This window comes from Streptomyces sp. SCPE 10 (assembly GCF_051980735.1).
In the GTDB taxonomy this organism is placed as follows: Bacteria; Actinomycetota; Actinomycetes; order Streptomycetales; family Streptomycetaceae; genus Streptomyces; species Streptomyces misionensis.
The window spans coordinates 1,369,909-1,382,549 of record NZ_CP197069.1 but is presented as its reverse complement, the minus strand read 5'-3'; the positions used below and the strand labels follow the sequence as shown (position 1 = coordinate 1,382,549).

At 74.1% G+C, this 12,641-nt stretch carries 11 protein-coding genes; 2 read left to right on the top strand and 9 right to left on the bottom strand.

Annotated elements, in window-relative coordinates; genetic code table 11:
* Window positions 1–4 precede the first annotated feature (4 nt).
* From ACSP97_RS06470 to ACSP97_RS06450, 5 genes are all read right to left on the bottom strand, one after another.
* Entirely contained in the window at window positions 5–1,246 is a 1,242-nt protein-coding gene (locus ACSP97_RS06470) for a cytochrome P450 (RefSeq protein ID WP_358297409.1), read from the bottom strand.
* A gap of 101 nt (window positions 1,247–1,347) precedes the next feature.
* On the bottom strand, window positions 1,348–2,739 hold the full coding sequence (locus tag ACSP97_RS06465; protein ID WP_364733483.1) for an NAD(P)/FAD-dependent oxidoreductase: 1,392 nt from the start codon (window positions 2,737–2,739) through the stop codon (window positions 1,348–1,350).
* Entirely contained in the window at window positions 2,729–2,959 is a 231-nt protein-coding gene (locus ACSP97_RS06460) for a ferredoxin (protein ID WP_355326606.1), read from the bottom strand. The genes ACSP97_RS06465 and ACSP97_RS06460 overlap by 11 nt, the downstream gene beginning before the upstream one ends.
* 159 nt (window positions 2,960–3,118) lie before the next feature.
* Window positions 3,119–4,810, bottom strand: a complete 1,692-nt coding sequence (locus tag ACSP97_RS06455) for a DUF885 domain-containing protein (RefSeq protein WP_355155018.1) — start codon at window positions 4,808–4,810, stop codon at window positions 3,119–3,121.
* Between the two features lie 53 nt (window positions 4,811–4,863).
* Window positions 4,864–5,349, bottom strand: coding sequence for an Lrp/AsnC family transcriptional regulator (locus ACSP97_RS06450; protein WP_070028223.1), 486 nt, complete (start codon window positions 5,347–5,349; stop codon window positions 4,864–4,866).
* Window positions 5,350–5,409: 60 nt separating this feature from the next.
* On the opposite strand from ACSP97_RS06450, the gene ACSP97_RS06445 reads away from it, so the two are divergent.
* Entirely contained in the window at window positions 5,410–6,609 is a 1,200-nt protein-coding gene (locus tag ACSP97_RS06445; RefSeq protein WP_440556720.1) for a trans-sulfuration enzyme family protein, read from the top strand.
* A 44-nt stretch (window positions 6,610–6,653) separates the two neighbouring features.
* Here the strand turns inward: ACSP97_RS06445 and ACSP97_RS06440 are convergent, their stop codons facing one another.
* The 4 genes from ACSP97_RS06440 to ACSP97_RS06425 form a co-directional block, all read right to left on the bottom strand.
* Window positions 6,654–8,012: a GNAT family N-acetyltransferase gene (locus ACSP97_RS06440; protein WP_355155023.1), complete on the bottom strand. Its 1,359-nt coding sequence runs from the start codon at window positions 8,010–8,012 to the stop codon at window positions 6,654–6,656.
* A 250-nt stretch (window positions 8,013–8,262) separates the two neighbouring features.
* Window positions 8,263–9,846, bottom strand: coding sequence for an alkaline phosphatase D family protein (locus tag ACSP97_RS06435; protein ID WP_440556718.1), 1,584 nt, complete (start codon window positions 9,844–9,846; stop codon window positions 8,263–8,265).
* Window positions 9,847–9,957: 111 nt separating this feature from the next.
* Window positions 9,958–10,791: an alpha/beta fold hydrolase gene (locus ACSP97_RS06430; RefSeq protein ID WP_440556716.1), complete on the bottom strand. Its 834-nt coding sequence runs from the start codon at window positions 10,789–10,791 to the stop codon at window positions 9,958–9,960.
* Between the two features lie 100 nt (window positions 10,792–10,891).
* The gene (locus tag ACSP97_RS06425) at window positions 10,892–11,545 is read right to left on the bottom strand and encodes an NADPH-dependent F420 reductase (protein WP_355326594.1); all 654 of its coding nucleotides are present in this window, start codon (window positions 11,543–11,545) and stop codon (window positions 10,892–10,894) included.
* A gap of 123 nt (window positions 11,546–11,668) precedes the next feature.
* Between ACSP97_RS06425 and ACSP97_RS06420 the strand changes: the two genes are divergently transcribed.
* Entirely contained in the window at window positions 11,669–12,553 is an 885-nt protein-coding gene (locus tag ACSP97_RS06420; RefSeq protein ID WP_355155030.1) for an RNA polymerase sigma-70 factor, read from the top strand.
* Window positions 12,554–12,641 lie beyond the last annotated feature (88 nt).

The following is a 12,641-nucleotide window of genomic DNA, read 5'->3' as shown; positions in this document are numbered from 1 at the left end:
GGGCTCAGGGGCGCAGTCCGTCGAAGTCGATCTCCAGGTGCCGCGGCCCGCGCAGCACCGCGTTCTCCCGGTACGGCGGCGGGTCCTGCGCCAGGCGCGGGTTCTCCAGCCGCCGGGCCAGCTCGGTCAGCGCGATCTGGGTCTCCAGCCGGGCCAGCGGCGCGCCGAAGCAGATGTGGATGCCGCTGCCGAAGCCGAGGTGCTGGACGTCCTCGCGGTCCGGGTCGAACCGGTCGGGGTCCGCGAACCGCTCCGGGTCCCGGTTGCCCGCGGCCAGCATCAGCCAGATCCGCGATCCCTTGGGGATCGTCACCCCGCGCACCTCGATGTCCGTGATGCAGGTGCGCTGGGGCACCAGCTGGACCGGGGGCTCGTAGCGCAGCAGTTCCTCCACCAGGCGTGGCGCGAGGTCCGGTTCGTGGCGCAGCCGCTCCAGCACCGGCGGATGGCGCAGCAGCGTGAGCATGCCGTTGGTGATCAGGTTGACGGTCGTCTCATGGCCGGCGATGAGCAGCAGCACGGCCGTGCTGAGCACCTCCATCATCGTCATCGCGCCGTCCGGACCCCGGCTGTTGACCAGGTCCGACAGCAGGTCGTCGCGCGGCTCCTTGGCCCGTTCCTCGACCAGCCCGGCCAGGTACATGCCGAGCTGCATCCGGGCCTCGCGGGCCGTCCGCTCGAAGTCCCCGTCCCCGCCCTGCCGCATCCCCGGGTCGAGATTCGCCACCAGCGGGTCGACCCAGGCCCGGAAGCGGGGCTCGTCCTCCCGGGGCACCCCGAGCAGCCGGCAGATCACGGTCACCGGGAAGGGATAGGCGAACTGGTCCACCAGGTCGATCCGCCGGGCGTCCCCGAAGCCGTCGATCAGCGCGGTGACGATCTCCCGCAGCTCACCGCGCATGCCGTCGATCCGGCGCGGGCGGTGCGGCGGTCCGAAGCCGCTGTTGGCGATGCGCCGCAGCCGGTCGTGCTCGGGCGGGTCCAGCCGCAGGAACGACGGCGGCAGCCCGCCCGTCTCCTCCGACCCGGCCAGCGGGTCCTCCCCGGCGGCGGCCAGGTTCGCCGCGTCCGAGCTGATCCGCGGGTCGTGCAGCAGCGCCTCGATGTCCCAGTAGGAGCTGATGACGTAGGGGCCGCCCTCCTCCTCGTGCAGCACCGGTGTGCTGCGGAGCTCCCGGTACAGCGGGTACGGGTCGGCGCGGCTGGCGAAGTCGGTGATCCGGCGCACGAGCGAGTCTTGCGTCATGGGGGGTCCTCGGAGCGTGGGGAGGGGCCGGGCGGATGTCGGTGGGGGCGCCGGGCGGAGCCGGTGGGCGGGGCCGGGCGAGCCGTGGCGGGGCGGAGGGCTCAGTGGCGGGCCGGGTGGAAGACGAGCCGGGTGTCGGCGGGCGAGTAGCCGCTGAGGGTCACCATGGCCGCGTGGCTCGGCAGCGACGGGTCCGGGAAGTCGGCCGGCACCGGCCGCCGCTCCTCGGGGCGCCGGTCCAGCGTCGGGTGCTCCACCGGGAACGGCGCGCCCCGCTCGATCTGCCGCTGGTAGAACTCCAGCCACCGCGTGTTGTCGAAGCTCACCGCGGCCACCACCCTGCCCTTGTGGCCGTAGACCCCGACGAACCGGCGCTCGGCCGTCGAGCCCTGCGTGATCATCAGCTCCTCGCCCATCGGGGGCACCCCGACCGACTTGATGTTCACCCCGAACTGCGAGGACCAGAACGCCGGCATCCACAGGTGCGGGCGCCGGTCCGTGCCGTCGCAGATCATGTTGTGCGCGGCCGTCTCCGCCTGTGCCACGGCGTTGCCCCAGTGTTCGAGCGAGAGGAACTGGTACTCGAACAGCGCGTGCGGGGAGCGGGCCACGTCACCCGCCACGAACACGTCGTCGGTGACGATGCCCCGGAAGTCGAAGGCGCGGCACCCCGCGTCACAGGCGATGCCCCGGGGGCCCGCGCCGAGCCCGGACCCGGCCAGCCACTCGGTGTTGCGCTGCGAGCCCAGCGAGACGACCACCACGTCCGCCTCGACCACGCTCTCGTCGGACAGGTGCACCGCCCGTACCCGGCCGGCCGGATCGCCCTCCAGCGCCGTCACCGTCACCCGGGTGCGCAGGTCCACGCCGTGCTCGCGCATCAGCTCCGCGGCGACCGAGCCGATCACCCCGCCGAGGGCGCCCACCAGCGGCGCGCCCGCCCGCTCCGCCACCGTGACCGGGATGCCCCGCTCCCGGCACGCGGAGGCGACCTCGCAGCCGGCGAACCCGCCGCCGATCACGAACACCCGGCGCGGCCCCGCCTTCAGCCGCCCGTACAGCCCGGCCGCGTCGTCCCGGGTGCGCAGCAGGAAGACGCCGTCCAGCCGTGCCTCCGGCTCCTTCGGCCAGGGCCGGGCGCGCACCCCGGTGGCGATCAGCAGCCGGTCGTACGCCACCTCGTCCCCGTCGGCCAGCCGCACCCGTCGGGCCCTCAGGTCCAGGCCGGTGGCCGCCACGCCGAGGCGCCACTTGGCGTCGATCTCCCGGCGCCGGGGCAGCTCGGTGCGGTGCGGGCCGGCCTTGCCGAGCAGCACCGCCTTGGACAGCGGCGGCCGGTCGTAGGGCTCGTACGGCTCGTCGCCGATCAGGGTCAGCTCCCCGGTGAAGCCCTCCGCGCGCAGCGTCTCCGCCGCCCGCAGCCCGGCCAGCGAGGCGCCCACGATCACGATCCGGCCCTCGCGCCGCAGCCGGTCCACTCCGTCAACGGCCATCGGCGGCCTCCGGTCCCCGCCGTGACCCGTCCACCCCGTCGGCGGTGATCGCCTGCACCGGGCAGGCGGCCACCGCCCGGGCCAGCCGCTCACGCTGCTCGGGGTCGGGCCGCGGGTCGTAGACCAGCGACTCCTCGCCGTGCATGGCGAAGACGTCGGGCGCGAGGAATGCGCACTGCGCGTACCCCTGACACTTGTTGAGATCGACGACGAGCCTCATCGACGCTCCGCCCTTCCGGTGGCCAGGGTCCGGTGCACGCGCCACGCGGCCGGCGCGGCGTACCCGGACGGCGGTCGTCCCCCGCTCGCCAGCATGGGAGGGGAACGGGGGGAGCCGCGCGCCGGGCACGCCGATCGAGTGAGCGGAGCCGGGACCGGCTCAGAGTGCGGACAGCTCGTCCACCAGGTCGTCCAGGCCGAGGGAGCCCTGGGAGAGGGCCGCCATGTGCCAGGACTTCAGGTCGAACGCCGCCCCGTGCCGCTGCCGCGCCCGCTCCCGGCCCAGCAGCCAGGCCCGCTCGCCGAGCTTGTAGCCGATGGCCTGGCCGGGGATCGTCAGGTACCGGGTCAGCTCGCTCTCCACGAAGTCCGCGGGGCGGCTGCTGTGCTTGCCGAAGAACTCCTGCGCCAGCTCCGGTGTCCAGCGCTCGCCGGGGTGGAACGGCGAGTCGGCGGGGATCTCCAGCTCCAGGTGCATGCCGATGTCCACGATCACCCGGGCCGCCCGCATCATCTGCGCGTCCAGGTAGCCGAGGCGCTCCTCCGGGTCGGTGAGGTAGCCCAGCTCGTCCATCAGCCGCTCCGCGTACAGCGCCCAGCCCTCGGCGTTGGCGCTGACGATGCCGACCGTCGCCTGGTAGCGGGAGAGGTTCTCGGCCACGTGTGCCCACTGCGCGAGCTGGAGGTGGTGGCCGGGCACGCCCTCGTGGTACCAGGTCGAGACGAGGTCGTAGACCGGGAAGCGGGTCTGCCCCATGGTGGGCAGCCAGGTGCGGCCGGGCCGGGAGAAGTCCTCCGACGGGCCCGTGTAGTAGGGGGCCGCCGCGCCGCCGGGCGGGGCGATGCGCGACTCCACCTTCCGCACCCGCTCGGCGAGTTCGAAGTGCGTGCCGTCCAGGTCCGCGATCGCCCGGTCCATCAGGCCCTGCAACCAGTCGCGGACCTCGTCCACGCCCTCGATGTGCCGGCCGTGCTCGTCCAGGTGGGCCAACGCCACCCATGGCGTCTTTGCGCCGGGCAGGATCTTCTCCGCCTCCCGCTTCATCTCGCCGAGGATGCGGTGGAACTCCGACCAGCCGTACGCGTACGCCTCGTCCAGGTCCAGGTCGGTGCCGTTGAAGTAGCGCGACCAGCGGGCGTACCGTTCCCGGCCGACGACGTTCGGGGCGCCCTCGATGGCCGGCGCGTACACCTCCCGCAGCCAGTCGCGCAGTTCCGCCAGGGCCGCGGTGGCCGAGCGGGCCGCCTCGTCCAGCTCGGTGCGCAGCGCGTCGGGTCCGGCGGCGGCGAACTCCTCGTACCAGCCGCGGCCCTCGCCGTCCGCGTCGATCCACTCGGTGAGCTGGCCGATGAACGTCTCGGTCGGCCGGGGCGCCGCGAACAGCTTGCGGTCCAGGCCCAGTTGGAGGGACTCGCGGTAGCCCGCGAGGGCGCCCGGCACCGCGCGCAGCCGCTCGGCGATGGCCGCCCAGTCCTCCTCGGTGGAGGCCGGCATCACCGTGAAGATGTCGCGCACCGAGTGGCCCGGGGTGTGCATGTTGCCGACGGCGCGCAGGTGTTCGTGTGCCTCGTGCACGGCGAGTTCGGCGGTCAGCCGCTCCCGCAGCAGCCGCCCGCAGCGCCGCTCCACGTCGCTGTCCGCGCCCGGCCGGCGCTCCGCCTCGGCCAGCTTGGCGAGCGTGGTCCGGGCCAGCTCCGCGAGCGCCTCCTGACCGGCGGGGGAGTAGTCGGGCAGCCGGCCCGAACTCTCCGGCACCCCCAGGTAGGTTCCGGTCACGGGGTCGAGGGCGATGAGGTCGTCGACGTAGGCGTCGGCGACCTGGCGGGGCAGCGGGCTGTTGGTCTCAGACATGCCGCCCATCCTCGTACGGCGCATGTCCCCGCGTCATCCGAGTGACGGACGATTCAGCTGTCGGCGTTGCCGGGCGGCAGCAGCGGACCGCACTCCCACTGCTGGAAGATCAACCGGGTCTCCACCCGGGCCACTTCGCGCCGCGCGGTGAACTCGTCCAGCACCAGCCGCTGGAGATCGGCCATGTCCGCGACGGCCACGTGCACCAAGTAGTCGTCCGGGCCGGTGAGATGGAACACCGTGCGGGCCTCCGGCAGGGCGCGCACCCGCTCCACGAACGGCCCCACCAGCTCCCTGCGGTGCGGGCGGACCTGGACCGACAGCAGCGCCTGCAAGCCGCGGCCGATCTTGGCCGGATCCAGTCGCAGCCGGTGGCCGAGGATCACGCCCGAGCGGCGCAGTCGGGTCACCCGGTCCAGACAGGTCGACGGCGCGACACCCACCTGGGCGGCGAGATCGCGGTAGGTGATCCGGGCGTCGTTCTGCAGCAGCCGCAGCAGCTGGAGATCCACCGGGTCCAGTACGACGGAATCGGCCATCGGCCGAACATAACACGGTGTTCCACCGCGCAGAACCGCTCGATGTTCACCCTTCCGGCCATGGACACAGCGAGCACGGGCGCCTACGACGACGTACGCCCCGCACCGAGAGCCCTGGCCACCGAGGCCGTGCACGCCGGCCGCGACGATCTCGCCCGCCAGGGGCGGCACGCCCCGCCGATCGACCTGTCCACCACCTACCCCTCCCACGACAGCCGGGGCGAGGCGGCCCGCATCGACGCCTTCGCCGCCGACGGCGCGGACCTGGTGGGGCCGCCGGTCTACGGCCGGCTCGGCAACCCGACGGTCGCCCGCTTCGAGACCGCGCTGGCCCGGCTGGAGGGCACCGAGTCCGCGGTCGCCTTCGCCAGCGGCATGGCCGCCCTCAGCGCGGTGCTGCTCGCCAGGTCGGCGGCGGGGCTGCGCCATGTCGTCGCCGTACGACCCCTGTACGGCTGCTCCGACCACCTGCTCACCGCCGGGCTGCTCGGCACCGAGGTGACCTGGTCCGACCCGGCCGGCATCACGGACGCGCTGCGCCCGGACACCGGCCTGGTGATGGTCGAGTCCCCGGCCAACCCGACCCTCGCCGAACTCGACCTGCGGGCCGTGGCGCACGCCTGCGGCTCGGTGCCGCTGCTCGCCGACAACACCTTCGCCACCCCCGTGCTGCAACGGCCGGCCGAGCGGGGCGCGCGGCTGGTGCTGCACAGCGCGACGAAGTACCTCGGCGGACACGGCGACGTGCTGGCCGGCGTCGTGGCCTGCGACGAGGAGATGGCGGGCCGGCTGCGGCAGATCCGCTTCGCCACGGGCGGCGTCCTGCACCCGCTCGCCGGCTACCTGCTGCTGCGCGGCCTGTCCACGCTCCCGGTCCGGGTCCGGGCCGCCTCCGCGAACGCCGCGGAACTCGCCCGCCGGCTCTCCCTCGACCCGCGGGTGGCCCGGGTCCGCTATCCCCGCCTCGGCGGCGCCATGATCGCCTTCGAGGTGCACGGCGACCCGCACGAGGTCATCTCCCGGGTCCGCCTGGTCACCCCGGCGGTGAGCCTCGGCAGCGTCGACACCCTCATCCAGCACCCCGCCTCCATCAGCCACCGCATCGTCGCCGCGGACGACCGCCAGGACGCGGGGGTGAGCGACAAACTGCTCCGGCTGTCGGTGGGGCTGGAGGACGTCGAGGACCTCTGGGCCGACCTGGACCGGGCGCTGGGGCAGCGGGTGCGGACGCCGGTGCCGCTGGGCGAGGCGGTGGGCTGACGGCCGGTGCGGCGCCCGGCCGGGGCCGGGCGCCGCGAGCCGGTTCAGTCCCGGTGGACCCGGTCGAACGCGGGCCGGGCGGCGGGCTCCGCGGTCAGCCGCGCCGTGATCACCAGCGTGCCCTCCTCCACCTGGTAGTCCAGCGGCAGGCCGAGGCCCCGCATCGCGGCGACCATGCCGGTGTTGGAGGCCTGCGTCACCGCGTACACGCTGTCGCAGTGGGCCTCGCGGGCCATCCCCACCAGCCGGCGCAGCAGCTCCGCGCCGACGCCCCGGCGCTGCCAGTCGTCCTCGATCAGCAGCGCGACCTCCGTCTCGTCGCCGTCCCAGAGCAGATGCCCGAGGCCGACGACGCGCCCGGAGGGCGTCTGCGCGGCCAGCGTCCGGCCGAAACGCGGGCTGAGCAGGTGGTTGAGGTAGCGGTCCGCGTCGCGGACCGGCCCGTGGTAGCGCAGCGACAGGGTGCGGGCCGAGCACCGCTCGTGCATCGCCTTCGCCGCGGCCAGGTCACCGGTGTCGATCCGCCGTACGGTGATGTCGTTGCCCTCGGGCAGCGTCAGCACGTACTGCCCGTCCGGGATCCGCGGGCCCAGCCGCGCGTCCAGTTCCACCAGTGCCCGGGCCCGCGCGAACTCCGCCGGGGTGAACGGCAGATACGGCCGCTCCACGGTGAGCACCCCGCCCTCCGGCGCCCGCAGCCGGATGACGGTGTCCTCCAGGACGCCCTCGGCCGGCACCTGGTGCGCGCCGTCGACCGCGCGGCCGGGCACCGAGCGGATCGTGCAGCGGCCGAGCAACTGCCGCAGGGCCAGCGGCAGTTCCGCGGCGTCGACGGCGGTGCGCGCGGCCAGGCCCAGCACCCGTGTCGGCGCGTCCACCAGATCGTGGGCGTCGGCCCGCTCGATGTACGTGGAGGTACCCCCGGCCGCCGCCACCGCCCGGGTGAGCTCCGTGGCCGACAGCGTCCCGGGCGCCCGCAGCAGGAACTCGTCCACGGTGCCGTCGGCCAGCGGGTGCGTCTGGAGGCTCAGGATGTCCACCCGGTGCCCGGCCAGCGCCCCGCACAGTTCGGCCAGCGAACCGGGCTCGTCCCTGACCGTCGTGCGCATCCGCCACAGCACGCCGGGCCCGGCCGGCCGCGTCTCGGCGGCCGGCCGGGCGCCGGTATCGCGGACGGGCGGGGCATGCCCGTGGCGCCGTGCCCACCAGGTGTGGAAGCCCGCCGTGGCGGCCAGCGCGAGCGCCGAGATGCCCAGCAAGGCCGGGCCGTCGGGACCGTGCCCGACGAGGTTGGCCACCGCGTCGGCCACGGCGACGGCGGTGAAGACCGCGGCGAGTTCCACGAGGTCCCGCCGCCAGTGGTGGACGGGCCGGCCGTGCCGGGCCCGGGTCACATCAGACATGTCCGGAGTCATAACAGCCACTGTGAAGGAAACGTGTTGCGTGATCACGAACTGTTTGTGACCGTCAGGTAAAGCATGCTCCGCCCGATTTGTTTCACTTTCTACGGTCGCTCTCCGCACCCCCGCGGAGGCCGGTGTGCCCGGCGGAGGGGGAAGGCGGCCCCCGGGCCGACGTTGCCGCGCGCCGGGGGATGACGCCGACGCGCGACATGGCTCGAAGCGTACGGGAACCGTTGGGAGCGGGGGTCGATTACTGGCCGACCAGGCCCGGCCGCAACGTCCGGGTGAACAGCACGGTGCCGTCGTACTCCCGCAGCCGTACCGTCAGTTCGCCGCTCGCGCCGTCGATGTCGACCTCGCCGAAGAACTGGTAGCCCTCGGCCGGCGACACGTTGGAGACGGTGGGCGCCTTGACGAACACCCGGTCCGGGCCGAACGTGCCGTCCAGGTCACTGGCCGGGAACGCGCCGGCGTTGAGCGGTCCGGAGACGAACTCCCAGAACGGTGCGAAGTCCTTGAACGCGGCCCGCGACGGATCGTAGTGCTGCGCCGAGGTGTGGTGCACGTCGGCCGTCAGCCACACCGTGCCGGTGATCCGCCGGTGCTTGATGAACCGCAGCAGTTCGGCGATCTGCAGTTCCCGCCCGAGCGGCGCGCCCGGGTCGCCCTGCGCGACCGCCTCGAAGTTCGGCCTGCCCTCCACCGGGTCCGGCACCACCAGGCCCAGCGGCATGTCGTTCGCGATCACCTTCCACACCGCGCGGGAGGCGGCCAGCTCGCGCTTGAGCCACTCCAACTGCGCGCGGCCGAGGATGCCGACGGGGTCGGTGGTCTGGTCGTCGGGGGAGTTGGCGTTGCGGTAGGTGCGCATGTCCAGCACGAAGACGTCGAGCAGCGGACCGTGGTGGAGGGTGCGGTAGATCCTGCCGTCGGCGCGGGCGCCCGGCGTGGAGACCGGGAAGTACTCGGCGAAGGCCCGGCGGGAGTTGCGCGCCAGGTCGTTCAGGCGGGTGCCGGCCGGGTAGGGGGTGCCGCCGCCGATCACCTCGCCGGGGTACCAGTTGTTGCGGACCTCGTGGTCGTCCCACTGGACGATGCCGGGCACCTGGGCGTTGAACCGGCGCAGCGCGCCGTCCAGCAGGTTGTAGCGGAAGTTGCCCCGGTAGTCGTCCAGGCTGATCGCCACGTGCGACTTCGCCTCGGTGGTGAGGCTGCGGTAGACGCTCCCGTCGGGCAGGGCGGCGGTCGCGGAGATCGGCCCGTCGGCGTAGATGGTGTCACCGCTGCACAGGAAGAAGTCCGGATCGGTCCTGGCCATGGCGTCGAAGATGCGGTAGCCGCCGATCGACTCGTTGATGCCCCAGCCCTGCCCGGCCAGGTCCCCGGACCAGACGAACCGCACCCCCTGGCGCCGCTTGGCGGGCGCGGTGCGGAAGGTGCCGGTCACCGGCTCGCCGGTGCGGCGCGGGTCGTCGGGGTCGGCGAGCAGCACCCGGTAGTGGATCTGCTCGCCGGAGGGCAGGCCGTACAGCCGGGTGGTGCCGGTGAAGTCGCTGTCCGCGCCGAGCAGCGGGCCCAGGAAGCGGCGCGGGTAGCGGAACGACTCGGTCGCCGCGGTCTCCACGACCATCCGGGCCGGCCGGTCCGCCCGCACCCACACCAGGCCCGAGTCGGTGGTGACGTCACCGGTCCGGACGCCCCAGTCGGCCCGGGGCCGTCCGGACCGGGCGAACGCCGGGGCCGCGCCGAGTCCCGTGGGCAGGGCGAGCGCCGCCGACGCGGCGAGGGAGCCGCGCAGAACGCCGCGGCGACCGGGGAGCGGACGATGGGACATGGCTGAGCCTCCAGTGGCGGGATCCGGCCGGTGTACACCGCCACACCTACTGCGGCCGCGAGACGCGCACGCGAACCCCGGATGAACAGCCGTCCGCCCGCATCGAGGACCTCAGTCCCGGCTGCCGTCCAGCAACACCCGTGCCACCAGCGCCGGATCGTCGTTCATCGGACAGTGTCCGCAGCCGGGCAGACGGATCAGCCGGGCGTGCGGGATGGTCTGCTTGGCCCGGATGCCCTGGCGCCGGATCAGGAGGCGGTCCCTGGTGCCCCAGGCCACCGTCACCGGGAGGCCGGGAATGTCGTCGGTGAAGCGGACGGCGGCGCCGGCCCGCAGGGTCGCCTCGAACCCGGTCGCCTCGACCAGCGCCCGGGTCTCCGCGACCACGGCCTCGGGGCGTCGGCGGGCGGGGCGGGCGTAGATGGTGCTGGTCAGCGCGGTGCGGCCGGCGGCGCTGCGGCTCAGCCGGGTCACCAGGGGCAGCGGGAGCCGCTGGGCTATGCCCCGCATCGCGAGCAGCGTCGCGAAGGCGTACCGCCGCTCGGCCTGCGTCCAGAACCCGGCGGGCGAGAGGGCGGTGACGGACCGTACGAGCCTGCCCCGGCCCAGCTCCAGGGCGAGCAGTCCGCCCAGCGAGTTGCCGGCCACGTGCGGGCGGTCCAGGTCCAGCGCCTCGAACAGGGCGGCCAGCACGGTGTTGGTGGTGGACAGGTCGTAGGCCAGGCCGTTCGGCAGGGCGGGGGAGGCGCCGAAGCCCGGCAGGTCGACGGCGATCACCTCGCGCTCGGTGGCGAGGATGTCCACGACCGGGTCCCAGGCCTGCCGGTGATGGCCGATGCCGTGCAGCAGCACCAGTGGCTCGCCGCGCCCCACGCGCGCGTAGGAGACGGTCACGTCCGCGGGGCCGCGCGGGGTCGGGACGGGGAAGGAGACGGTGGCGGACATGGGGTGCTCCTCGGCTGGACTGCTCACGAACGGACGCCGTGCACAGCTTGGCAGCGATTGCTACCGACGGGTAGCCCCCTGAGGCGCACCGATCCACCCGTCAACCGGCGACGCGCACCTCGATGTTGAAGTCCCCGTGCCCCAACGCCCGCGCCAGCTGGAGCCGGAGCGGCACGTACATCTCCAGTGCCCGCGCCGCCGCGATGCCGCCCAGGTCGAGCACCCGCGCGGCCGGCCACCCCAGATCCCCGAGCAGCGCCCGCGCCTGCTCCTTGGCGGCCGCGCTCTGCCCACACAGGAACAGATGGTGCTCGCCCGGCACCCGGCCCGGGTCCGTCATCACCCTGAAGTCGACGGTGTTCAGCGTCTTCACCACGCGCGCCCCGGGGAAGGCCCGCTGGATCCGCTCGCCCAGGCTGTCCGAGTCCACCGGGTCGAGCCGCGGCAGCCCGCCCTCGAACGACAGCGGATTGCAGACGTCGACCAGCACCTTGCCGTTCAGGTGCGCGGCACCCGCCGCCCGCAGCGCGTCCAGCGCCACCTGCCCGCTCACCGCGTTGATCACCAGCTCGGCCGCCTCCGCCGCGTCCGCGAACGTCCCGGCGCGCGCCCGGCTCGCCGACGCGGTGGCCCACTCCCGCGCCACCGGGTTGTCCGCGGTGCGCGAACCGAGCGTCACCTCGTGCCCCAGCTCCACCAGCCGCCCGGCCAGCGTCCGGCCCACCTCGCCCGTGCCCAGCACCCCGTACCGCAATGGCCACCTCCCGTCGCCCGGCCGCCGGCCCCGGCGGCCCGCGCGGTCATTGTGGTCCGGGGCGAGCGCGCGGGGTCTGATTCCGGGTGGACAGGCCACGCGCGTGTCGGATGGGATGAGGACATGACCGCCGACCCCGCGACCGACGTCTTCGAGGCGCACAGGCCCCTGCTCACCGGGGTCGCCTACCGCATGCTCGGCCGTGTCGCGGACGCCGAGGACGTGGTCCAGGACGCCTGGCTGCGCTGGTCCCGCGCCGACCACGCGGAGATCCGCGAACCACGCGCCTACCTGGTGCGGATCACCACCCGGCTGGCCATCGACCGGCTGCGCCTCGCCCGGTCGCGCGCCGAGTCGTACGTCGGGCCGTGGCTGCCGGAACCCTGTCTCACCGAGTACGGCGACACCGCCCCCGACGCCGCCGACCGCGCCGTCCTCGCCGACAGCGTCTCCCTGGCCGTCCTGGTCGTCCTGGAGTCGCTGTCCCCGCTGGAGCGGGCCGTGTTCGTGCTGCGGGAGGCGTTCGGCTTCCCGTACGCGGAGATCGCGGCACTGCTCGACCGCGGCGAACCGGCGGTACGGCAGCTCGCCGGGCGGGCGCGCCGGCACGTGGCGGAGCGCCGCCCGCGCTACGACGTGGACCCGGCCCGGCGGCGCGAGCTGACGGAGCGTTTCCTCGTCGCCGCGTCCGGCGGCGACCTGGACGGGCTGATGTCGGTGCTCGCCCCGGACGTCCGCCTGGTCGCCGACGGTGGCGGCAAGGTCAGGTCGGCCCTGCGGATCCTGCACGGCGCCGACAAGGTGGCCCGCTTCCTGGCCGCCGTCATGCCCGAGGCCGTTCCGGACCTGACCGTGCGGGCGCTGGAGGTCAACGGCGGCCCCGCCGCGCTGGTCCTGTCCGGCGGCAAGCCGGACAGCCTGTTCCAGCTCGACGTCGTGGACGGCCGGGTGACGTCCGTGTACATCCAGCGCAACCCCGACAAACTGCGCCATCTGGCCGACCGCTGAGCCGTCCGCACGGCACCGGGCCCCCGTCGCGCGGCGGGGGCTTCGCCGTGATGTCACCACTATCACCTCGTGCGAACGCCTCGTGAAC